At 43.7% G+C, this 24,772-nt stretch carries 17 protein-coding genes and 1 pseudogene; 7 read left to right on the forward strand and 11 right to left on the reverse strand.

What is annotated here, in order from left to right:
• Positions 1-24 precede the first annotated feature (24 nt).
• Positions 25-159, reverse strand: a complete 135-nt coding sequence (locus ACR65H_RS10065; protein ID WP_440500066.1) for a hypothetical protein — start codon at positions 157-159, stop codon at positions 25-27.
• Entirely contained in the window at positions 159-1,442 is a 1,284-nt protein-coding gene (locus ACR65H_RS10070) for a helix-turn-helix domain-containing protein (RefSeq protein ID WP_440500068.1), read from the reverse strand. The genes ACR65H_RS10065 and ACR65H_RS10070 overlap by 1 nt, the downstream gene beginning before the upstream one ends.
• 403 nt (positions 1,443-1,845) lie before the next feature.
• Between ACR65H_RS10070 and ACR65H_RS10075 the strand changes: the two genes are divergently transcribed.
• Both ACR65H_RS10075 and ACR65H_RS10080 read left to right on the forward strand, forming a co-directional pair.
• Positions 1,846-2,565, forward strand: a complete 720-nt coding sequence (locus tag ACR65H_RS10075; protein ID WP_440500070.1) for a hypothetical protein — start codon at positions 1,846-1,848, stop codon at positions 2,563-2,565.
• A gap of 81 nt (positions 2,566-2,646) precedes the next feature.
• Positions 2,647-3,816: a YycP family beta-propeller protein gene (locus ACR65H_RS10080; RefSeq protein WP_440500072.1), complete on the forward strand. Its 1,170-nt coding sequence runs from the start codon at positions 2,647-2,649 to the stop codon at positions 3,814-3,816.
• Positions 3,817-3,991: 175 nt separating this feature from the next.
• Here ACR65H_RS10080 and ACR65H_RS10085 read toward each other — a convergent pair whose 3' ends face one another.
• Positions 3,992-5,056 (reverse strand): alanine/ornithine racemase family PLP-dependent enzyme, encoded by a 1,065-nt coding sequence (locus tag ACR65H_RS10085; protein ID WP_440500073.1) that lies wholly within the window; start codon positions 5,054-5,056, stop codon positions 3,992-3,994.
• A 12-nt stretch (positions 5,057-5,068) separates the two neighbouring features.
• Positions 5,069-6,478, reverse strand: a complete 1,410-nt coding sequence (locus ACR65H_RS10090; protein WP_440500074.1) for an alanine/glycine:cation symporter family protein — start codon at positions 6,476-6,478, stop codon at positions 5,069-5,071.
• Between the two features lie 257 nt (positions 6,479-6,735).
• Between ACR65H_RS10090 and ACR65H_RS10095 the strand changes: the two genes are divergently transcribed.
• Positions 6,736-8,685: a methyl-accepting chemotaxis protein gene (locus ACR65H_RS10095; protein WP_440500075.1), complete on the forward strand. Its 1,950-nt coding sequence runs from the start codon at positions 6,736-6,738 to the stop codon at positions 8,683-8,685.
• A gap of 291 nt (positions 8,686-8,976) precedes the next feature.
• Positions 8,977-10,032: an acyltransferase family protein gene (locus tag ACR65H_RS10100; protein ID WP_440500076.1), complete on the forward strand. Its 1,056-nt coding sequence runs from the start codon at positions 8,977-8,979 to the stop codon at positions 10,030-10,032.
• 45 nt (positions 10,033-10,077) lie between these two features.
• Here the strand turns inward: ACR65H_RS10100 and ACR65H_RS10105 are convergent, their stop codons facing one another.
• Positions 10,078-10,785, reverse strand: coding sequence for a DUF459 domain-containing protein (locus tag ACR65H_RS10105; RefSeq protein WP_440500078.1), 708 nt, complete (start codon positions 10,783-10,785; stop codon positions 10,078-10,080).
• 181 nt (positions 10,786-10,966) lie between these two features.
• Here ACR65H_RS10105 and ACR65H_RS10110 point away from each other — a divergent pair, with 181 nt between their 5' ends.
• Positions 10,967-12,733, forward strand: coding sequence for a methyl-accepting chemotaxis protein (locus ACR65H_RS10110; protein ID WP_440500080.1), 1,767 nt, complete (start codon positions 10,967-10,969; stop codon positions 12,731-12,733).
• A 121-nt stretch (positions 12,734-12,854) separates the two neighbouring features.
• Here ACR65H_RS10110 and ACR65H_RS10115 read toward each other — a convergent pair whose 3' ends face one another.
• From ACR65H_RS10115 to nikC, 4 genes are read right to left on the reverse strand one after another with little or no spacing between them, the layout of a single operon-like run.
• Positions 12,855-13,886 carry an ABC transporter ATP-binding protein gene (locus ACR65H_RS10115; protein WP_440500081.1) on the reverse strand — a complete coding sequence of 344 codons (1,032 nt, stop codon included), beginning with the start codon at positions 13,884-13,886 and terminating at the stop codon, positions 12,855-12,857.
• Positions 13,831-14,883 carry an ABC transporter ATP-binding protein gene (locus tag ACR65H_RS10120; RefSeq protein ID WP_440500082.1) on the reverse strand — a complete coding sequence of 351 codons (1,053 nt, stop codon included), beginning with the start codon at positions 14,881-14,883 and terminating at the stop codon, positions 13,831-13,833. Before ACR65H_RS10120 ends, ACR65H_RS10115 begins: the two co-directional genes overlap by 56 nt.
• Positions 14,884-14,908: 25 nt before the next feature.
• On the reverse strand, positions 14,909-15,850 hold the full coding sequence (locus tag ACR65H_RS10125) for an ABC transporter permease (RefSeq protein ID WP_440500083.1): 942 nt from the start codon (positions 15,848-15,850) through the stop codon (positions 14,909-14,911).
• A gap of 16 nt (positions 15,851-15,866) precedes the next feature.
• Positions 15,867-16,760, reverse strand: coding sequence for a nickel transporter permease (gene nikC / locus ACR65H_RS10130; protein WP_440500084.1), 894 nt, complete (start codon positions 16,758-16,760; stop codon positions 15,867-15,869).
• Positions 16,761-17,108: 348 nt separating this feature from the next.
• Between nikC and ACR65H_RS10135 the strand changes: the two genes are divergently transcribed.
• Positions 17,109-18,728, forward strand: coding sequence for a glutathione ABC transporter substrate-binding protein (locus ACR65H_RS10135; RefSeq protein ID WP_440500085.1), 1,620 nt, complete (start codon positions 17,109-17,111; stop codon positions 18,726-18,728).
• A gap of 38 nt (positions 18,729-18,766) precedes the next feature.
• Here the strand turns inward: ACR65H_RS10135 and ACR65H_RS10140 are convergent, their stop codons facing one another.
• Positions 18,767-21,523 carry a M14 family metallopeptidase gene (locus ACR65H_RS10140; protein WP_440500086.1) on the reverse strand — a complete coding sequence of 919 codons (2,757 nt, stop codon included), beginning with the start codon at positions 21,521-21,523 and terminating at the stop codon, positions 18,767-18,769.
• A gap of 268 nt (positions 21,524-21,791) precedes the next feature.
• On the opposite strand from ACR65H_RS10140, the gene ACR65H_RS10145 reads away from it, so the two are divergent.
• Positions 21,792-23,213, forward strand: coding sequence for a DUF6612 family protein (locus tag ACR65H_RS10145; RefSeq protein WP_440500087.1), 1,422 nt, complete (start codon positions 21,792-21,794; stop codon positions 23,211-23,213).
• Between the two features lie 162 nt (positions 23,214-23,375).
• On the opposite strand, the pseudogene ACR65H_RS10150 reads toward ACR65H_RS10145, so the two are convergent.
• Positions 23,376-24,340 (reverse strand): annotated as a pseudogene (locus ACR65H_RS10150) (NAD-dependent epimerase/dehydratase family protein).
• Between the last annotated feature and the right edge of the window lie 432 nt (positions 24,341-24,772).

A 24,772-nucleotide genomic window follows, 5' to 3' on the forward strand; every position in this document is an offset into this window, starting at 1 on the left:
TAAAAGTAATGATCATTATCTCATTTACCCCATGCCATGTGGCGGTCCGACTTCTGGTCGGTCATTGGTGATGTAATCGCTGCCGATTACCGGATTCAACAAAGGAGCGAATACCGCTAAACCGAGTACGAGGCAGGCCATCATGACTTTTCTCTTCACTATTCTACACCTCCTTTCACCTCCATCGTTAACCGCTTGTATGCTTCGATGCAAAGCTCCTGGAATTTGTATGCATTTTTATATTTTTTAATTGATTCATAGTAAAGGGAAATATCCTGGGCTGCATCCTTCAGTTTTTTCCAGTCTTCATTTGCATGCAGATGGCGGATGCAGTTCCTCATTTTTTGTTCGTACAGATCATATTCCCCTAAGGCATGGTACAGCTTTCCCTCATAATAATCGAGATTGGCCTGATCTAAATCATTCTCGATCGTACTTTGCAATCTATTCATACTTTCCCGTAACGCCAATTGATCACCGTGTTGGAATAAAATCCTTAATTTCAGCAATTGTGAGTCGAAAAGAGTTGTGCACTTCAACTGTTTTTTCATTTCAATGCATTGATTGACTGTTTTTAACGCTTGAGCATAATTGTTTTCTTCCATCAATACATAAGCCAAGTTATGGTAAAGCCATCCATGAGTCGTTGTCATCGGAATCCTCAATACGCTGAATCCCTTGTCAATATACTGTCTCGCTTCTTTCACTTTATGCTGATCGAGGTAGAGTGCCGCAATCAGATTATAGCAATCTCCGGACTTGGCCCAATCATGCAAGTGTATATACTGATGCTTCGCACGCTTCGCGTATACATGTGCGGTGCCATAATCATATAGCTTATAAAGCGCTAAAGAAATATTGTAATTGATTTTCGCAGAAAGGGATTCCACTCTTGTCAAGTGGAGAGCGTCTTGAAAATGGGAAATACTTGCCTGGTAGTCCTTATTAAAATAGTAAAACAACCCTGATATATACGTATATTTTTCAATAAGTAACCTGCTGGCGTTTTCGAAGAATGTCTGTGGGATATAGGCGATTTCTGAGGAGTAATAAGCTTGGGCTTCTAGAATTTGACCAACTTTTACTAATTCGGTGTATTTCAATAAATGAAACAGAATTTCCTGATGGATGGAGGAGATATAGGCTAACTGCCTGCGATGCTTGTTTAGAAAACCCGGAATGCCCTTCAAATCCGAAGATAGCAGCTCCTCATATTCCGTCAATATTTTTTGGAGACCTGCATCATCTTCATGAACTCGCTGGAAATAGGCAATGGGCACATCTAGCCGCTCGGCAAGCAATTCGAGTACATCACTAGATGGTTCAAAACGACCGCTTTCAATATTGCTATAGTGGGAAGTGGATATGATTCCGAAGCTTGCGTCCTTTTGTGTAAGACTTCTGCTTTCTCGCAGCCTCCGTATCCGACTGCCGATGTGCATTATGGGCACCCCTTTCTTCCTTTCCACCATTGTACGTAACATATTTGTTATATACAACAAGAAGTTTATGTATTCCTAATTTTCATTCTTTTGTACTTATTTTGTGGACAGGCAAATGATTCTTCCATCACTATAGGGAAAATTCACTCCTCAATTTGTTCTATTAAGTTTTTTATCATTTCATAAAAATAACCGCCTATTTACCTAGCAAGCCTTGTTAATCTTTGCATATACGCAAAAGATTCCCGGCTTTTCATTCAATACCATACAATAATTCCTTGCAAGTTAACTATTATCTCAAAATTTTAACTATTAAATCATCCATGATATAGTTTAAGTATGTTGGACAACATACATTTTGAAGGCAAACTGGCCAGTTGCCTTCCCTAAAGGAGCGAGTAACGTGAAAAGATTCATTGCATTTGCATTGGCAGGAATTCTCGTTATCGGTGTTCAGTTCCCTCTCCGCGCTTCAGCAGTCCAGCAACAAAAAGATGAAATGGAAACGATTCAACCTGTTTTTTCCGTCGAAGAGCTCGTCCTTTCAACAACATTGCGCGAGAAGAAGTTCAACGGGCAAATGAATAAGGAAATGGACAAACAAAACCAATTGTCCATGGGAATAGCGAAGTTGTTGATCGAGCATTTCGGTCAAACTGATAAGGTTCAAGGCGGCGGGGCTGCAAACTATGTGGTCGGTCCGAGTGCTAGCGGTGATTTTTTCTATACACCTGCTACGACAGCATTCGTAAATCACGGTCATGTCGGATTATACTATTCTAGCAACACGATTGTCGAATCGGTTTTTCCTACCGGTGTTCGCAGCATTTCAGCCAACGTCAAGATGGTAGAAAAAGGGACTGTTGTGAAATCTGTTTCCACTACTAGCACGGTCAAGCGAAATGCGGCAAACTGGGCGTATTCCCAGATTGGACAGCCGTACTCATTGAACTTTATGAACAACCGCAACACGGGACATATGGGTGCGAAAAACTGCTCCAAACTTATCTGGTCAGCTTACTTATTGTATGGCGGACTGGATTTGGACGCAAATAAAGGCTTTGGCGTCTACCCTCGAGATATCCGCGACGCTAAACAGACAAGATTCATTCGCCAAATATAATAACACCGAGACACAACTGATTCTTACGAAGGGGCTGTCCGTTTGACGCCAGCTCCTTTCTTAGCTAAGGAGGTTTCGGAATTGGAGAAAAAGTTGATGATTGCCTGTATCATCGTGATGGTAATCGCTACCTTGACTGCCTATTTTGCTTTTAGCCATCTACCTTCAATAGAGCTCCTATCAGAGACAGACCTTTCGGATCCTGATCTGCTGACGGATACTGCGGCTCTTCTATATTTCTCTACAACTGCGGATCAGGACAAGAATCGGGATGGCCTCAGCTTTGCGGTTTTTGTAGATCAGAATGGAAATTCGAAGCTATGGAAAATGAATGGCCTTGAACTTGGAACGGTTTTTGCAACAAAGGATACATTCTTTTTGTCGGACCGCGATCATGTCTACTTGGCCGATTTGAATGGGACCAAAACGTTCACAATGCCCTCGAAAGAACATACCGGTGAGTTGACAGCTTACAATGATATGGACGGCCTATTTTACAGCGTCTATAACTCCGGCTTCACCGAGGATGGCGGCTATGCATCCAACATTCGGCTCGGAAATAAGGACGGCTTCGAAACAATTCACATCCCCCATTATTTGCATATGTCCGGCAAGGCAAACGGGAATCTTCTGATGGTAATCGGTGACGAAACCCACATTTCATTGCAAAAGATGCCCCTTCAAAAAAATGTCCAGCTTGAAGAAATCGTATCCCTTGGCCCGATTGGCGAACGGGTCGGATTGGCTTCGATCCTTAAAGAAGGCGACTATTATTATCTTTTAATTGCCGATACGGAAAAGCTGACTAGCGATGTGTACCGCATCCACGAAAAAACAAAGGAAATCAAGACATTTCCCTTATTCGGTTACAAGGATATCGAAGATTATATCGCCCGCATTCCGTATAACCTTCGGAACGCCGCCACCATCCATAACGGCATCCTTTATTTTGTGGACGGAATCGGAGAAGTGCATGCGTTCAATTCCAAAACAGGTGAAGTCGATATACCATTCACCCTGCTTGGGGCAAGTCAAGGACAAAGGAAAATGTCCGAGCAAACGTATTTCAAAGACGGCAAGCTTTACTTCTTCCGCCATCATGAATCATCCGAAACGCACACAATTGACACATATGACTTAAGAACAGGTGACTTGATCAATGAATTGCCAGTCGAAGGACTCGACAACATGTTCGACTACGTCAAACAAAAGAAAAAGCACGTTTCCCCTTATGACTTCATAGTAAGGTGAAAACTGATCAAAACGGTGCCTGTGCAGCAAACAATTCAAATTATGCACTACAATTGCATATAAAAAAAACGAGAGGACACCCGCACCAATCTGCGGATGGCCTCTCGTGTATAAAAATAACTAAAGTAGAATTGTCATAAATGTGTCTTGCACAGGCACCTGCTCAATTCCATGCTCAATCCATGTAGACCTTCCTGACGTAGCGGGAGGTGAAGGCGCGCATTGTAGAGAAGTAGCCGAGCTGCAGTTCAACTGCATCGCCGACTTTGTAGGCAGTTTTGCTGTCGGTGACATCGAGCATGAGATGATCGGAGCTTGCACCGAGGATAATGATATCTTCATCGACAGGCGTGGACGTTTCGACGTCAAAATCCTGTTTTCCAAGAGCGCAAATCGCTTTCAACCTCATGCCCCTGTCTGTAAATGTCGGACTATTCCCGTACGAATCGACTCCGACTGTCCCCCATGGCACGGATGGCTTCTCTTTCAGTTCGACAATTTCACATTCCAAAGTGAACACATCTTTAAACGTTCCCGGCAGAAACGTGTAATTGGCGCGTTCCTTACCGAACAAAAGTGATTCGCCGAGGCGTAAATTGTTGACACCTTCGCTAATTCCACCTTTGAGCATCAAGTCCAGTGTCGCGGAATTCCCCCCGCTGATGACTTCCAAATCCCTTCCGATCCTTGTACCAATCGTTTTGGACAACTCCGCAAGCGACGCCATTTTCTCCGAATCGGATTGGATGAATGAAAAGCATGTCAAGTTGACACCGATTCCATATAAATGGACGCCTATCATTTCCTCGGTTTCCACCGCAACATTCATAAGCTCTTCATAATCGGTAAATCCTTCGCGGATATCGCCAAGATCCACCATCAAAATCACTTTGTGGACCTTTCCTTTTGCAATCGCGGCATCATTGATCGCTTGGATCGTCGCAAGCTCCGAATTGAGTGAAGCATCCGCGTATATGACGAGATCTTCCACCTCACTCATCATCGGCGGGCGGATGAGCCATTTTTCTGCATCCAGCCCTTCCAATAACTTCAAGTTCTCAACCCGTGAATCTCCGAGTCTCGTAATGCCGCCCTCAACATATACAGCCGCAATTTCAGGATCCGCACCAAACACTTTCGTAACCCCGGTTACAGCAATATTCCTTGCTGTGCAAAGTTCCGTGACAGCGCGGACATTTTCAAGCAAATGTTTTTTATTGACGCGAACGAATGGAAACATATTTGATCCCTCTTAATTCCAAAAATCTGTTTTCTCTTTAAGACCAATCGACTTCGCCTTGAATTCGGGATTCTTTCCTTCCTTCTTCTGTCTCGTATAATCGTCGAGACATTTGAATGCCGTCCCTCCGAGGATCAGAATGATTGGGATGTTAATCAATGCCATAATGCCCATTAAGACATCGGCAGTGTTCCAAGCGATCGAGAAATTGAGTTGTGCGCCGAAAAAGACGATAACGACAGCAGCCAGTCTGAAGAGTGTAAGGCCCGTTTTGCCCACATCTTTTTTATTCAAATACTTAAGATTCGATTCTGCATAGAAGAAGTTTCCGATAAGCGATGTGAATGCAAAGCAGAATAATGCAAACGTGATGAACCAAACACCAAATTCTCCGAATGTCGACGAAAGGGCCGCTTGTGCGTAAGGAACTCCCGCCATGTCTTCAGTAGGGACGACGCCAGAGCTCAAGAGCATAAATGCCGTTGCCGAACAAATCAATAATGTATCGATGAACACCGATAGCATTTGGACGAGACCTTGCTTCGCAGGATGGGAAACGCTTGCTGCAGCAGCTGCGTTCGGTGCAGAACCGACACCCGCCTCATTGGAATAAAGACCACGTTTAATACCATACATGATGACTGAACCAGCGAAACCGCCGAATGCCGATTTGAAGTCAAATGCTTGTGTGAAAATGTCAACGAACATCCCCGGCACAAGGTTCAAATGCAAAACTACCATGATAAGCGCCACGCCGATATAAGCAATCGCCATGACCGGAACGATGATACTCGTAATTTTACTTAATGTTTTTCCACCCCGGAAAATACTCAATCCTGTCAGAAGCGCTAAAATCGCACCGACAATAATCGGTGTCGATGAATTGTAGAATGAATACCCTTCAAAAGCCGATGCAATGTTGAAGGAAGCAACCATGTTGAATCCGCCCATATACGTTAAAATGAGGGCGACAGCGAATACGACTCCTAAAAATCTGCTTTTCAGCGCCGCTTGGATGTAATACGCAGGACCCCCGAAAGAGCCGCCATCCTTATCACGCTTTTTATAGATCTGTGCGAGCGTGCTTTCGATGAACGCGGACGCGCCTCCAATGATCGCGATAACCCACATCCAAAAAACGGAACCGGCCCCGCCGAGCACGATTGCCGTCGAAACCCCCGCAATATTACCGACACCAACACGTGAAGCGGTCGATACCATCAACGCCTCGAACGCAGAAATCGAATTTTTGTCTTCTTTCGGCTCCGCTACAAGCTTAATGGATTCCTTGAATAGACGGAATTGGACAAATTTCGTACGAATGGTGAAATAAAGTCCAGCAACTATCAAAAGAATAATAAGTATGTAGCTATACAACCATGTACTAAAACTGTCAATTAATCTCTCATACAATTCATACATAAAAACACTTCCTCTCTACTTTTTTAATTTTTTCTTGAATCCGCTTTCATTTCAAAAAGCCGCTTATACTTTTCGTATTTTATTACAATATAACTTTATTGGCGATTTTTCAATGTTAAATACTGTAATATGTAGTTCTTTTTATTTAATAAGTTGGAAATAAATACTTTTCTTCTGATATTAAAATTGAATTTATTTTTGCCGAAATAAATAGGTAGAAAGAGTTGATGGAATGACTCTCAGAGAGGAAGAAAAAAGTGTTTACAAACATTCGCACAAAACTAATTTCAGCTTTTGCGCTAATTTTAATCATTCCCACGGTCAGCATTGGATTACTATCCTATATAAGTGCGAAAAATGCCGTGGAAAGCCAAATTATCGGAGAAGCTACTGATAGTATCGAAGTGTTGAATACGACAATCGAAAGTACTTTATCAGCGAAGATTCATGATATTAAATCATTGAGCGAGCAAATACAGTTCGCTGGAAATGAAAGCAAAGACCTGCGGAGGAAACTAGCCCAATACGCAGAACTGAATCCAGAGATTTTGAGCATTTATGTCGGTACAGAGGATGGGACTTTCATTCAGGAACCCGTTATTAACGACACGTCTTCCTATGATCCGCGAACACGGGATTGGTATAAGCAGTCCATGGAACATAAAGGCGAGGTTCAAATTTCAAAACCGTATGAAGATGCTGCCGAAGACGCAATGGTCGTCACAATTTCAAAGACGACGAAAGATAATTCCGCTGTCATTAGCGTCGATATTACCTTGGATTATATCGAACAATTAACTAGTCAAGTGTCAATTGGCGAGGAAGGCTATGCCATGCTGTTGGATGGTGATATGAATTTCATTTCCCATCCGACGAGTGAAGCAGGAACGTTGGCGGAGGAAGACTTCTACCAAAATATGTACAAACAGTCGAGTGGAGATTTTGATTATAGCTTTAAAGGCGACAAAAAATTTATGACATTCACGACAAATGAACTGTCGGGATGGAAAATCGGAGGCACGCTTTATGAATCGGAAGTAAAAGATGCAGCTTCTCCAATTCTGAAGACGACGATTGTAGTCATTATTATTGCGCTAGTTGTTGGCATCATTCTCGTTTATTTCATTATGCGATCCGTCCTTAAACCGATTAAGGATTTGCGAAATAAAGCAATTACAATAAGCAATGGCGATTTAACCGAGGAAATCATCGTCAGATCAAAAGATGAAATAGGGCAATTGGGGCAAGCATTCCGGGACATGCAACATAGTTTGAAACGTTTAATCGGAAATATCGAGAAAAATACGGAATTTGTCGCTGCTTCATCCGAACAATTGACGGCGATTGCCGAACAGACAATGTATGCAACAGAACATGTCGCTTCAGCTGTGCAAGAAGTGGCTGGCAATGCCGAAAGTCAAATGAATAGCGTTGAGCAAAATGCGCAGCTCATTAACGAAGTGACAGAGGGGATTTCACACATCGCCGATCGTTCAACAAAAGTGTCTGAGCTCGCCATCCATACGATGACGCAAGCCGAAATCGGCGGACAAGCGGTTAGTGACACGGTGAATCAGATGTCCTCCATTCAGTCTTCTGTATTGGAATCCAACCGGATGATCAGCTCCTTATCTGAACGTTCAAAAGAAGTCGGCACAATCTTGACCGTCATCACTGGCATTGCCCAGCAGACAAACTTACTTTCATTGAATGCCGCCATCGAAGCAGCAAGAGCGGGTGAACACGGAAAAGGATTCGCAGTCGTCGCAGATGAAGTTCGGAAGCTTGCCGAGCAATCGCAGCAGTCCGCTACGGAAATCTTCACGATCATTCAAGGCATCCAACAAGACACCGAAAGCTCCGTCAATATTATGGCAAAAGTGACAGAGGACGTTAAAGAAGGAATGGCCATCTCAAATGAAGCGATTGAAAAGTTCCAGCAAATCTTAACGAGCACGCAGGAAATCACACCACAAATGGATGAGGTTTCCCAAACGGCACAAATCGTCCAATCCGCTATCCAAGCGGTGCATGACACAGCCATCGAACTTGAAAACATGGCGAAAAGCAATGCCGCTTCCTCCGAAGAAGTAGCCGCCTCCACAGAAGAGCAGCTCGCTTCCATGGAAGAAATCACCGCATCCGCCAAAACCCTCTCCACTATGGCTGAGGAACTACAAGAACTCATCTCAACCTTTAAGCACTAAAGTGCTTGCGGTTTCTGTAGGTGGTGCTTATGTAGGTGGTGCCTGTGCAACACACATTTATGACAATTCAATAATAGTTATATAAATGCATGTAGAAGCCAACCAAACATTTGATATGGTTGGCTTCTTCTATTTTTTCATGCAATTGTAGTTAATAGTCAGAATAGTATCTTGCACAGGCACCGTAATTTTCCATCATTTTTACATTTTTATATCAATGCTGTTACAAAGGGCTGAAACCTTGAGGAGCGGGTATATAATAGCAGCATATTTAGTTAGAGGTGTATAGTTATGAAGAAGACACGATTAACGTGGGTGGATGTCACGAAAGGGTTTTTGATGATTCTCGTTGTCATCGGACATTACCCGGGAGAACTCGATTTTCCACTCGCGAAATATATTTATTGGTTCCATATGCCAGCATTTTTTATATTAAGCGGTTTGTTTTTTAAGCCGGTTTTCGAAAAAAAGGATATGAAACCGACAATCCACAAACGTTTTATGCAATTGATCGTCCCGTATCTGTTTTTCCTCGTCAGTATTACGCTGATTCGTTATGGGATGGAAATCGGTTCAGGAAATCGGGACTTGTCGTGGTATCTCAATGACTTATGGACGCTTGCCATCGGAGGACGATTCATTCGCGGTGCGTACGGGGTCTTTTGGTTTGTGACGACATTGTTTTTCACTTATATATTTTTCTTACTTCTCACGAAATATTTCAATCGGACGAAGCAGTTCATCATCCTTGGTGTTTTCTATATCATCGCTCATTTCGAGAGTATAATTGCTATGCATGTCATCGGAGGGAAACCGTCCGAAGCAGCACAATCGATACCGATGATTTGGAACATTGACGTCGCCCTCATGGCAATCGTCTATTTCGCCATCGGATATTATTTGAATGATTTTTGGATGAACATTTCGAAAAAGTGGATGGTTGCAGCAATTGTCGTCAGTGTGACCGCCATACTGCTTGATAGCTTCCACGTCATCGACTACCGACTGAGCATGAAATTTTTACGGTATGACCATTTTGTATTGGATTTGGTGATTCCTCTTTCATTTACAGTCCTGTTAGTAGGTGCATTCCAGTTCATCACAGCACGAATATCACTTAACTGGCTACAAAAAATCGAGCATCACTCGCTTTCCATTATGTATTTGCATATTTTCGCAGATATCATTTTGAACGATTATTTCACGTATGGCATCATCGGCTTCACAGCGATCGGGTTATTCATCCCGATTATCGTTTCTATTTTAATTAATAAACTACTGCCGCACGGCCAACTTCTGTTAGGCGGATTTAAACCGAAGAAAAAGTCGGAACCAATTCCAACATAAAAAAAGCTGAACCTCCACAAAGGTTCAGCTTTTTTCACGTTATATTTATTTAGAACGAAGTTTTTCGACCCAAACTTCATATCCCTTTCCATTCAAATGAAGACCGTCAACTGTGTACTTCTTATCCAACTGTCCGTTCTTATCTGTAAAACTCGAATGTAGATCGATGAACTCAATTCCGTTTTCTTCTGCAATCCGCTGCAATATAGCATTAAATTGATTTATCTTTTCATTCGATACTTCATTCCCAAAAAGCCCGTAATTCACAGGAAGGATTGATTGAATATAAAGCCGAGTTCCCTTCCCTTCAAAAGAATTAACGATTGCATTGACACGGCTTTCGTAATTCTTGGCATCTGTTTTATAGCGGATATCATTGACCCCGATCATCAAATAGGCCTCTTTTGGATTCCTGTCCACCACTTCTTGGATACGATCCAACACACCTTTTGCCACATCATTCCGGATTCCTCGATTCAAGACTACATCGTCACGGAAGTACTCCTGAAATTCTCCGTAATCGGTAATGCTGTCGCCGATGAACACTTTATCCACATCACTCGCGGTTGACTGCTCAAAGACACTTTTCTTCGTAAAATAATATGCAGAATCCCTTTTGGGGGAAGGCGTTGTTTGCATTTTTGTTTTCACAAATTCGATTCCGCCAATTTTATGAACAACATAACTTCCTGTTCCAATTATTAAAACATGTAAAAGCAAAGACACAATAAGTAAAATAGTTCCTTTTTCCAATCCAGACACTCCTGTTCTTCCACCAATAAAGCTTGCTATACCCCATTCCGCGCGAAAAATAACAGGAATTGTTTGGGTGTAAATTTTTATTTGATAGTATTTTCATACTTTAATAGGTATAATGAGGTGGTAATATTCTTTTTGTTTTCATTACTTTGGATTCAGTTAGGGAGGGACTTCTTTGTTTAGACAAAAAGGAAGCGTTCGGAAGAAAATTATTCTAGGGACTTTGATTCCTATTTATCTTCTAACAGCGCTATTTGGTTTTGTGTTTTATTACACATCAATGCGGATCGTTGAAGTAAATGTCATGCCGCAGTTTGAGAAATCATTGAGTTCGGCGATGGATGATGTGAAGGAGAAAGTGACAGGACGGCTTGTCAATCGCGCATTGCAAGATAAAAATGCGCATAATCAGCTTCTCCATATTATCAATGGTGTGAAGAAAAAAGACGGTGTGGAAAACATTTCGATACATAGCAAGGTGGACGGTGAAGATACGCTTCTTGCGTTTTCAGAGTCGACCGATTATCTAGTTCCACGGTCATTCAATCAGGACCACAATCTAGCACTTGAAAAAGGCGAGGCATTGTTCAGCGGGGTCTATAAAGATGAAGACGGCGTGCATAAATCACTTTATTATCCGATTCCGGAAACAGATTCGGTCATTGTAGTGAGCCAGGACGCTTCGTCGATCAGTAATTTGGAGCGCACGATCATCATCGTAAGTATTGCTCTCATCGTGCTCGGAAGCATCCTAGGAGTAGCAATCCCTTCACTTATCTCACGACAGATCACGAAACCGCTTCAGGACTTGGTTCGTTTCACTGAAGTTATTGCGCGAGGCGACTTGACACAAACGATTCAAATGAAGAGCAAAGACGAAATCGGCCGGCTTGCTTATAGTTTCGATCATATGAAAAATGAACTTAGCAGCATGATTAAGCATGTGAATACAGCAGCGGACAATGTCGTCACTTCGTCTAGCGAATTAGCTTATAGCGCTGAGCAGATGAGTGAAGTTGTCAATCAATCAACAGTTGCGACGCAAGAAGTTTCGTCAGCTAGCGAATCGCTATCGGTTGCGGCCAATCAAAATCTGACAGCACTAGAGCAGATTACAGCAGGCATCCAGGACATTGCAGATTCTTCTTCAAAAGTTGCGGAAGAGACGTCCGAAGTTTCGAAAGCAGCTGAGCAAGGAAGCCAATTGATTAACGACTCGATTGAAGGCATCCAGACGATCAATCAATCAGTGCAAGCTTCAATGAAAATTACAGAAAACATGTATATCCGCTCAGCTGAAATTGAGAAGATCATCAGCATGATCACCGATATTTCCGATCAAATCAACCTTCTCGCATTGAATGCAGCCATTGAAGCGGCTCGTGCAGGTGATGCAGGGAAAGGGTTCAGCGTTGTAGCGAGCGAAGTCCGAAACTTAGCCGAGCAATCTGCCGCTTCGGCGAACCAGATCCGTGGCCTCATTACCGAAATGCAAAACGGCTCCCGCCAATCGGTCGAGGCGATGGCACAAGTGTATTCTGACGTTGAACGTGAAACGGTTATCGTCAACAATGCAGGAGAAACATTCGGTAGCATTTTAGCAAAAATCGAGAACATCTCGGCAAACGTTCAGTCCGTTTCAGCGACAGTTCAAGAAATCTCCGCAGGTTCCGAAGAGATTCTTGCTTCAACACACGACACTGTCCAGTCGCTCGAATCCACATCCGGCCATACGCAAAATATCGCCGCTTCCATGGAAGAGCAGCTCGCTTCAATGGAAGAAATGGTGGCGACAACAGATACGTTGAACGGCTTGGCGAATGAATTAAAGATGGAAATCAGTAAATTCCAAGTGGCAGAAGATGCTCCAGTTGATGAAGTTCAGAATGAAGACGAATTGCCAGAAGTTGAAGTTCAGAATGAAGATGAACAAACAGAATAAATATACAACACCGCCTGTCAGTACTTGATAGGCGGTGTTTTAACTGAATACAGCTAGCTACTTAAACAAACCACCGGCCAAAAGGAATTCCCTCTTGGCCAGGTGGTACATCTTTAACTTATTAGAACACTGCTTCCTCAAACCCCTTCACTTTCAACTCGCCATTTTCAATTTCCTCAACGAAATGGCAAGCGGCTTTATGGCCTTTGATCATTGATTCATGCGTACGCAATGCTGGTATATCCACTTTGCATTTTTCCTGTGCGAACGGACAGCGTGTATGGAAACGACAGCCTGATGGCGGATCGATCGGCGAAGGGACATCTCCCATCAGGACGATATGCTTTTTCTCACGTGTCGGATCTGGCACCGGGATGGCGGAAAGCAATGCTTGCGTATAAGGATGCTTCGGATTTTCAAAAATCGAATACTTATCGCCGATTTCTACAATTTTCCCTAAGTACATAACGATAACCCGATCCGAAATATGGCGAACGACGCCTAAGTCATGCGATATGAATAAATACGTCAATTTGAACTCCCGTTGCAGATCCTTCAACAAGTTCAGCACTTGTGCTTGAATGGAAACATCCAATGCTGAAACGGCTTCGTCGCATATGATGAGCTTTGGATTGACCGATAATGCCCGGGCAATACCGATACGTTGCCGCTGACCGCCGGAAAATTCGTGCGGGTACCGGTCCGCTTGATATTCATTCAACCCGACCGTCTCAAGCAGTTCGATAATGCGCGCTCTTCGTTCCTTCGAAGGCAACACTTTCTGGATTGCCATCGCTTCATCCAGGACATCCGACACTGTTTGGCGCGGATTGATGGACGCATACGGATCTTGGAAAATGATTTGCAAATCTTTCCGTTGCTTCCTCATTTCCCGTTTCGACAACGACGTCAATTCCTTCCCGTTAAACGTAACGATACCCTCCGTCGGCTCCTCCAGTCTAAGAATGGCGCGACCCGTCGTCGATTTGCCACAGCCGGACTCTCCAACGATGCTGACCGTCTCCCCCTCATAAATCGTAAAACTGATATCATCGACCGCTTTGACATGATTGACAGTGCGCCCCATCATTCCGCCTTTAATCGGAAAGTATTGTTTCAGCCCCTCGACTTTGAGCAATTCTTTTTTCGCCATAGACAATCACCTCCGATTCGCCTTCCCATTTTTCCGAATAAATCCAGCAGCGCACATCGTTCCCTTCCTCATCCTTCAACAATTCCGGCATGACATTTCTGCACAAATCAGTTGCAGCAGGACATCTCGGCGCAAACCTGCATCCTATCGGCATCTCTTTCGGATTCGGCACATTCCCGCTGATCGACTCCAGCCTTTCAAGCTCCATATCATGCCTCGGCAATGAATTCATTAAACCGATCGTGTACGGGTGCTTCGGCTTTTGGAAAAGTGTCACGACGTCCGAATATTCCACGACCTGTCCCGCGTACATGACGACTACCTCCTCACAGGTTTCCGCGACGACCCCAAGGTCATGCGTAATCATCATGACTGACATGCCAAGCCGCTTCTGCAAATCACGGATGAGTCTTAATATTTGTGCTTGAATCGTTACGTCAAGCGCGGTCGTCGGCTCGTCAGCGATCAAAATTTCCGGATTGCATGCAAGCGCCATCGCAATCATGACACGCTGACGCATCCCTCCCGATAATTCGTATGGATATTGCTTTACGCGCTTGTCCGGTGAGGGAATCCCGACGAGTTGCAACAATTCGATGGATTTCACATACGCCGCTTTCTTCGACAAATTCTGGTGTTTCATTAGTGATTCACTAATCTGCTGGCCAACTGTGAACACCGGGTTTAAAGACGTCATCGGTTCTTGGAAGATCATTGAAATTGCATTCCCCCGGATATCCCGCATTTTTTTATCTGAGAATGAGAGAAGATCTTCCCCTTTGAATTTGACTTCTCCCCCAATTATTTTTCCATTAGCCGCTATAAGTTTCAAAATTGAAAGCGCCGTAATGCTTTTGCCTGATCCCGACTCCCCGACAATTCCAAGCGTCTTCCCTTCCGGAAGGGTAAAACTGACGCCATCAACCGCCTTCACTTCCCCGTCATCCGTATAAAAGGACGTGCGAAGATCCCGTACTTCCAATAATTTCGTTTTCATTCCGGCCACCCCTTTCAAACATGTATCAGTTCAAATCGATCCGCTTGTTCAATACGCGGTACGATATATCGACGAGCAAGTTTACAAAGACGAACAGGAATGAAATAACGAGGACCGTTCCTTGGACAATCGGGAAATCTCGTGTCCTAATGGCATCTATTGTTAAACGTCCCATTCCATTGATCGCAAAAATCGTTTCGGTCAAAACGGCTCCGCCGAGAAAACCGCCAAACTCAAGGCCGACAACCGTAATAACGGGAATCAAAGCGTTTTTCAGCGCATGCCGATAAATAACAACGCGCTCCCCCATACCTTTCGCCCTTGCCGTACGGATATAGTCCTGCCCAATCACTTCGAGCATCGATGAACGCGTCATCCGCGCAATAATCGCCGCTCCTCCTGTACCGAGCGTAATGACAGGCAGCAGCATTTGCCGCCAATCATCTCCCCAACCCGATGGACGCATTTTCATAAAGTCTGGCATCCAATCCGGACCGATTGCGAACCATTGGATGAGCATGAGCCCGAACCAGAAATTCGGCATGGACAACCCGAAAAGGGCGACAATCATAATGGATATGTCCGACCACGTATAATGTCGGACAGCCGAAATGATACCTGCAATTAAACCAAGGAACACGGCGAGAATTGTCGCATAAAAGGACAACTCCACGGTCGTCCAAAAACGCGCCTTAATTTCATCCGTAACAGCACGTCCGCTCCGAACCGAATTGCCAAGATCGCCTTGAACGACATTCTTCATATAACTGAAATATTGCACCGGCGCAGGTTCATTCAGACCGAGCTTCTCCCGGATCTGCTCCACCGTCTTCGGCGACGCCCCCTCCCCCGCAATGATTTGGGCAGGATCTCCCGGAATTAAATACATCATTGAAAATACAAGTATGGAAACGCCAAGCAAGACCGGAATCGTCTGGAGCAGGCGCCTTATAATGAATTTAGACATACATGTGCCTCCTCCATCATTTTTTCATTTTAGGATCAAGCGCATCCCGCAACCCGTCCCCAAAAATATTGAATGCCAACACGACGATAACGATCATGACGCCCGGGAATAAAACAAGATGGGGCGCCTCCCTCATATAAGCCCTTCCCTCACTCAGCATCGCACCCCATTCCGGAGTCGGCGGCTTTGCTCCAAGCCCGAGGAATGCAAGTCCGCTAGCCGTCAAAACAGCTGTCGCAATCCGCAGCGTCAATTGGACGATGATCGGCGACAGGACGTTTGGCAGTATATGTTTGAAAATGATTCTTCCATCCTTTGCCCCTAGCGCTTTAATCGCGTCGATATATTCCAGCTTTCTTACCGTCAATGTAGACCCGCGAACAATCCTTGCGAATGCAGGAACAGAGAAGATTCCCACCGCAATGATGACATTCTGCAAGCTTCCCCCAAGCACTGAAACGATGGCAAGCGCAAGAAGGATACCCGGGAATGCGAGAAGGATGTCCATAATCCGCATGATGACCGTATCCAATTTCCCTCCATAATAGCCGGAAATGATGCCAAGGAAGACCCCGACTACCCCGCCGAGCGCAACAGAAAAGAAACCGACTTTCATCGTTATCCCCATCCCATGGATTATCCGAGTGAAAATATCCCGCCCATAATTGTCGGTTCCGAACCAGTGCTCTGCAGATGGCGGCTTCAGCTTATTAGCGATTTGTGGCGAATTTGGATCCATTGATGTTAGATATGGACCGAATATCCCTATCAATATGAAAAATAAGACAAGGACTCCTCCAACGACTGCAGCCTTGTTTTTGCGAAGCCTTCGCCAAAAAGCTTTGTAAGCCTCAACTCTTGGACTCGACCGTTTCTGTCCGATTTGTGCAGCAGGTGTATGTTGAACCATGTGTAAACACCTTCCCCCATTCATATTCTATGAAAAATCAGTATATTGACAGTAGCATATCACGAATAGGCGTTTTGCGGAATGCTTTTTATCATTGTTTTCATTTAATTTTAAATAATATGATTTTAAAATCAAAAGACTCCTAGATAACCGTTTTGCCTTACCATTCCTTTCTTATGCTCAGTTAAGTGTATGAATGCTAATAACTTATTTTAATATTCAATTATGCTAATTATTCTGAAATGTATTGTCTGTTTCCATGTTGTGTGCTATATTGCATCTAACTATTACAATTTATATAAATCTTCAAAAATTGTAATATGTTAAAAACAAACGGGGGGAACACACATGAAGAGAAATGGCAATGTAAAGTGGCTGTTTGTTCTTGCTTTGGCTTTCTCAATGATTCTTGCTGCATGTTCTGGGGGTGGTTCGTCTTCTTCGGAAAATGGATCGGGGAATGAAATTGACGAAGACAAAGGGAAAGGAACTGAAGGCGGTGACTTAGTGCTCGCTGTTCTATCGGATGCATCTTCATTAGATCCAGCTGGATCCAATGATGTACCGTCTTCCGTAGTACAAGCGAATATTTATGAAACACTTGTAAAAAGGGATGACGACAATAAAATCGTCGAAGGTCTCGCGGAAAAATGGGAAGCGATTGATGATACGACTTATGAATTTACTCTCCGCCAAGGCGTCACATTCCATGATGGCGAGCCATTCAATGCAGAAGTCGTGAAAATGAACTTGGAGCGAGTTCTCGATCCGGAGGTCGCATCACCACGTTACTTCCTATATGAAATGATCACTGACATTATTGTAAAAGACGACTATACCGTACAGATTAAAACGGAATATCCATTCGCTCCACTGCTTGCACACCTTTCACATAACGGTGGCAGCATGGTGAGCCCAAAATCGATTGAAGCGGATTATGAAGCGATGAAAAATGGGGAAAAGGCAGGTTCTGTCATTGCGACTAACCCTGTCGGCACTGGATACTTCAAATTCGAAAGCTGGGAGCCTGGCGCTGAAATCAAGCTCTCCAAAAACGAAGATTACTGGGGTGACAAAGCCCATGTGGACACTGTGATATTCAAAGTAGTTCCTGAAAGTGCGGTCCGGAACGCAGACCTTGAAACAGGATACGTCCATATCGCAGATCCAGTACAACCGAATGAAGTGGCAGGCATTAATGAAGGAAGCTTCGCCAAGGTCAACCAAAAAGCATCGTCCAGCCTTGCATATTTAGGCTTCAACACGGAGAAAGAACCATTCAATGATCCAAAAGTTCGTAGAGCAATTTCCATGCTTGTCAATAAAGACGACATTAGCCAAGGCGTATATGACGGATTTGGGATTCCGGCAAAAGGACCTCTAGCCCCTGGAATCTTCGGCTATAACGAAGATGCAAAACCGATTGAATACAATGTGGAAGAAGCGAAAAAACTTCTAAAAGAAGCAGGCTATGAAAACGGCTTCAAATCTTCCATTTGGACGAATGACAATCCGCAACGTCAACAAATCGCAGTCCTGTTGCAGGATGAATTAAAGAAAGTCAATGTCGAAGTGAGCATCGAAGTGATGGAATTCGGAGCTTATCTCGAGAAAACAGCAAACGGTGAACACGACATGTTCATCCTTGGCTGGTCTAACCCGACTGGAGACGCTGACTACGGAATGTATGCACTATTCCACTCATCCCAAAAGGGTGACCCAGGAAACCGTTCATTCTATGATAATCCAGAAGTCGACAAACTACTTGAAGAAGGCCGCCGCGAATCCGATCCGGATGAGCGTATTAAAATCTACAATAAAGTTCAGGAAATGCTAATTGAAGAAGCTCCGATGGCATACTTGATCCATACGGAATACCTAACAGGTGTTAGCAATAAAATCAAAGGCTTCTCTATCGGTACTGACGGCATCTACCAATTGAAAGATGTACAGTTCGTTGAAGAATAAGACATGAAAAAGGATGCTGCGTTGGCAGCATCCTTTTATTAATTTTTATCCGCCCCGCGCTTTGGTGCTGGTGCTTCTTCCGCTGATGCGAAAATGCTATTTGCAAGCATGCGGTAATAATGTTTCGTATGTGCCCTGAATGCGAGGTCATTCGCAAAAAGTGTAATTGTCGTATCATCCAATTGCTGGGTGAATGCAAGGGTTTGTCCCTTAGCCTCTTCGTGACCTGGCCACCAACCGGCGACATAGAAATCATCAGTGCCTTTCACTCTTGCCAGTACTTCCGCCCCTTCAGGAACAGCAGTAATCCAAGACCCTCTCGTCGTATAGAAAAGTTCATCTTGACGATAACCGGCCATCAATGGATGTTCTGCATTGACTGTCGCCTTAATCAACCCTTCATGTCCGCCTTTTGTTGTCTTGTAATCAAACCCTTCAAGCAATCCTGCTTCATAAACCGCCTTCAACACGCTGTTGCCAATCCCGATGAATGTTTTGCCTGCTAGCTCCTTCGGCAGATTCGTATCGGAAACGACGACGTCAGCTTGTTCCTCTTCCGTCAAATTAAACCCTAATTCCTTCAAAGAGAAGACTAATTGGCCGGATCCGTTGCTCGCCACTTTCGGCTCAGTAATCCATTTCGTTTTGATTGCTTGGTAAGCAGGCAATACGTCAGCTTCAAATACATATTCGTCCTTAAATGGTACGATGTCTTCCGTGCTAACGACAAAATCGCCCACTTTGAATCCAAATTTGTCTTCTTGAACGATTCCTACATGTTTGCCGTCCTTCAGCAGTTCATTCACCAAGCGGATCGTATCGTTATTACCATTTTTCAGCACTTGCATCGCTTTTCTCTCATCCACAACACTAGCAGGCACCGCTGCTTCTGTCACTTGTTCAGTCAGCCCTTCAAGAACGTCTTCCTCTCCCATGCGCACATCGACAGCCGTAAACCCTCTAAGTGCTGGGAAGTTGGCAACGACCGGATCATACATCGCTGCCCAGTCGGAAACGTCATCGCCTGCGTATAGCATCGCGTTTGCCAAACCGCGTTTCGCCTGCTTCATCGGTACGACATAAGCCCCTTTCGGATACGTTGTCGGTCCAATTTTCACGTCTTCCGTCGTCCGTTCAACTTTCACGCCATTGCGGATTAAATAATCCACCATATTATATACTTCTGACACATTCTTTTGATTCCATGAGCCAGTCGGAAGTACATAGTAATCAGGGAAGAAGTTTTCATTCTCACCTCGAATGCGCCCAATCGATTCGCCAGCCGCATTTGTCAATAGTGGATCGACTGCGCGATTATCTTCCCCTTTAATGCCCCTATTGAAAATTTCGAGCTGTCTCGCATACAACTCATCTTTATTTTCGAACACATAATTGATCATTCCGAAACCAGCACCAACCATTGCGTCATAAGATTCTTGGCCAAGTGTCGGAACTTCGACGGTATGGCCGAGTGTCCCATGCAGCATCGAGAAGATTGGTGTATAGGAAGGACCCATATCATCCCAACCATCCTTATAACCTTCGGATGCAAGGAAATACGATGTCAATCCAGAGCTGCCGATTCCCGCCTGTCCCATTGCATGCGCTTGCGGAATCATTCCTTCTATTAATAAATCATATTCGAAGTTCGGATTATGCGGCGGTGTTGCCGGCTCAATGAGGAACCCTTTCACATATCCGTGCCCTTCCATCATTGCAAGCGGCGTCCACTTTGCAATTACTTGATTCAGCTGGATTGTCTCAACTTGCGTCTGATAAGCATTATCCCGATTCAAGTCAAATCCGTTCACATTCGCCCGTGTATTATGGATACGTCCGTCCGGGTTATGCGAAAAATTGAAGATAAAAATAAGATTATCGAGTACTTCGTCTACATTCAAAACGACGTCTTCATCTATGCCGTTTTCATTTGTTATCGTGAAAGTCACTTCCGATTCCAATGCGAATTTCTTCAATAGTTCCGTTTGGAAATCAATTCCTTCCACTTCATCCGGATGGATATTATTGAACCAGACCGGAATCTGATAGTCACCCATCGTTCCGGCTTTCAGCTTCGCTAACAAATCCTCAGGCGTTTCAAGTGCAGTCGGCAATGTGTTTTCCAAATAGTTGTTTACTGCATCTTCATCTTTTGCAAGAACTACTAGATGCATATCCTTTCCTTCCACACTCTTTCCTGGGCTTTCATAATGCAAATATCGATCATTCGATTCATTAGCCTCTTCGAAAATACGGTCAATGGAAGGCTTGATTTCATCCCATTCAAGGAACTCGTCATATACATTCAACTTGACCGTTGCTGCTGCTTTCACTTCATTCTCCGAATCAACTAACGAAAGTTCATAGTCACCTAGCAATTCCTTATAAATGACTCGGATGGAGCGCGGCGACAAATCGTCTGTACCGAATGGCAATCCAAATTCCAGCTCTGCCGCAATCTTCGTCGTTCCATCGACATAATGCGGCTCTTTTTTCACAAGGATAAATGGTTTCCCGGAATACGATTTCGAATCCGCATCCCATTGTTTCCATTCATCGAGCACTTTCCCTCCGAATTGGAGTTCCATTTTTTCTAAATCGACCTCCCGCCCAAAATCCGCCTCAATCGTCACATCCCGGATCTCCGTCAGTGATAATATCGACCGGCTGACATCAAGCTCAATCGAATCGGCGACTTGTACAGTCTCTACGGACTGGGCCGCTTGTGCGGACAACGGAACCGCTGTCGCGAGCACCATGAATAATGCTAAAAATCCAATTAAAAACCGTTTCAACATCTCATCCCCTTCACCTATTTTCATTGTAGACTAATAGCCTACAATAATCCGACTATATCAAATTGATAGATATATAGATAGCTATTTACTTCGATGTCTGAAGTATTTTTAAAAAATAAGCTAAATGGTTTAGGCAGAGATTACTAATTAGATAGCAGTAGCAGAAAAATAATCCAAAAAAACCTGAAACTATTACCAATTGTTTGCGTATAAGTAATATGTCCATCTTTTTATTAGGGCAAAAATATTGTAGGGGGTTATGTTGTTGAGAAAACTAGCAACATGGGCCTTGGCGTTTGTATTAGTTCTTTCATTCGCTTGGCCAAGCATGACGGCATCAGCTCAAGAAGGTACTTTGAAGCTTGTTGTCGATGGAGTGGAAGTGGAAGGCTATGAGCAGCCATTCATGTCCCAAGGCAAAGTATTGATTCCGGTGGATGATTTATTCCAAGAAGCGGGCTTTAACGTCACAAAGGAAGCACCTGGTAAGTTAAACGTGACGAATTCATACGTAACGCTTGACTTTGACATCGCAGATCAGCAAATCAGTGTGAATGGCAAAGCAACGGATGAAGTATTCCCGCTTACGTTACGAAACTATGGAAATTATATTTCAACTGATTTCCTAGATTCATTGGAAGGTTTTGACGTAACTGTTTCTGAAGATGAGCAAACAGTGAACGTGACAACGAACCGTGTACAAGATGTCGATGCATTCCTTGAGAAGTTAATGGGTGCGGACTTGCAAAGCTATGAAGCTAACTTGACTCTGGACCAATCGATGGAAGCGACAGGTTCAGAAGAGTTTTCGATGAATATGCTAATGGATATGGCGATGAGCATGACAACAGAACCAGTCGCATTGCATATGACGTCGAAAATGACAATGGACATGGGTGAAGAAGCAGAAGAAGTTACAACTGAAGCTTACTTTACAGAAGATGGTTTCTTCCAATCCGATGGTGAGGAATGGACAAAGCTTCCTGCAGAACTATCTGACGTTATGTTAGAAGCTTCCACGACTCAAGTAGATCCTGTTGCGCAATTGCAACTGGTGAAAGCATTCATGAAAGGCATCCACGTATTTGAATACGACGATGTCTATATCATCACACAAACGATGACGAATGAAGAATTCAAAACAATGATGAATGACGCAATGGCTTTATTCTCAGGATTACTTCCAGAAGGTGTTGACTCTGTCGTCACTGAAGGCACTGTCGTGGAAGAGGTAACTGAGGAAGAAGCAGTGACTGAAGAAGAGCCTGCTACTGAAGAAGCAGTTGAAGAAGACGCTGTTGCTGAAGAAGATACTGCTACCGAGGAAGAAGCTGCTGAAGAAGGAGCTACTACTGAAGAAGAAACTGAAGATGTTGTAGCTGATGAAGAAGCGGTTGAAGAAAACCTTGAAGATGTTGAAGTGGACATGGGGTCAATCCTCGACATGCTCAACATCAATATCGACAAATATTATGTCGTAACAGTAGTCGATAAAGCGACATTGTTCCCTCAATCGACTTCTGGTACAACAATCATCACAATGTCGATGGACGGCGAAACAATCACTATCAAGCAACTGATTGACGGCGTATTCAGCAAATTCAATGACGTAAAGGCAATCAAAGTACCAGCCGAAGTCATCGAAAAAGCCGTAGAGCTTGATTTTAGTGAAATCGAAGCAGAATAATAAGGGTGCCTGTGCAAGGCACACTTATGACAATTCAACAGTAGGCATTTAAATGCAACAGGAAGCCAACCGAAGTTTGGTACGGTTGGCTTCCTGTTTTTTCAATATGCAATTGAATTGCATAATTTGAATTGTATACGGCACAGGCCAAATCAAATTATGCTATAGCACGGGTACAACAGTGACTTCTATCGCCTGTTTCTTTTCTTCCTTTTCTTGTTGTTTCTTGAAATACATATACGTCCTTTGAAGACCTTCTTTCAAATCATGGATAGGTGCCCAGTTTAGTTGTTTCTTCAATTTTTCATTGTTTAAGGAAGAACGGCGGATATCCCCATTACGTTTCGGTCGGTACTTTACTTCACCCGAACCATGCAAGGAGATGAGGGTACAGGCAAGTGTATTGATACTCGTTTCCGTATTTGTTGATATGTTGTAGACGCCCGTCAATTTTGATTGAGCTGCTTTAAACAATGCTTCCGCCACATCTTCCACGTAAATGAAATCCCGCGTTTGCTTTCCATCACCGAAAACTTCCATCGGTCGGCCCGATCGCAAACATGAATTGAACTTAGCTACACCCCCCGCTTCCCCATCACTTCCTTGCCGTGGCCCATATACATTGGAAAAAAGGAAGCTAACCGTTTCTAATCCATATAGCTCTTTCCACATCATACAATACGCTTCGCCGAGCCACTTGCTCATCCCATATGGTGATGCCGGACTCGCTTTATCATCTTCCATTAATGGTGTATGCCTTGAGATCCATAAATTGCCGTAGTCGAAGCAAATAGAAATTTGCCAACCTTGTATCTTTCCGCTATGGACAGCATATTCACCAGACCAAGCACATTGCTTTGCGCATCCTTCTTAAGGGTTACAACAGACGTTTGGACGTTCGCCTGCGCCGCCAAATGAACAACAATATCAAAGGTAAATGAACGGAACACCTCTTCACAAGCCGAATCTTCAACAGATAGAGTAAAGCCTTTATGCTTGCAAGCTACCCTCTCCCGTCTCCCAGCAGAAAAATCATCAATAATGTAAACCTCATAACCCTCTTTATAAAACCGGTCAGCCACATGTGACCCGATAAACCCATAGCCACCTGTAATCAACACTTTCATCCAGTCACCTTCTACAATCTAATAATTTTCCCAACTAATCCAAAACTACATATGGATAGTATATGAACAGGTGAATTGAATTAGGACTTTGTGCAGTACTATTTTGCTAGTTGCTTAGCAAAATAGCGGAAAATACTCAAGTTACTAAAAAACTTACAATAGCCTCAAATTGAGCAAATATGAGATAATTGAGTAGGAATATCGACGTTGTACTTTTTCGGTGCCTGTACGAGTAACATTACAGTTCAACATTATATATATGAATATTAAAAGGAAGCCAACCAATTGTTAGTTTGGATGGCTTCCTGACTTATTTCATGAAATTGACTGAACTGTTTACTGCACAGGCACCGGTCATTAGCGTTGCAGGTCAAGGAATATCTGGAAAATGGTCCACTTTAATGAATACTATTGCTTGAATAAACACAAAAA

The organism is Sporosarcina sp. SAFN-015 (assembly GCF_059415085.1).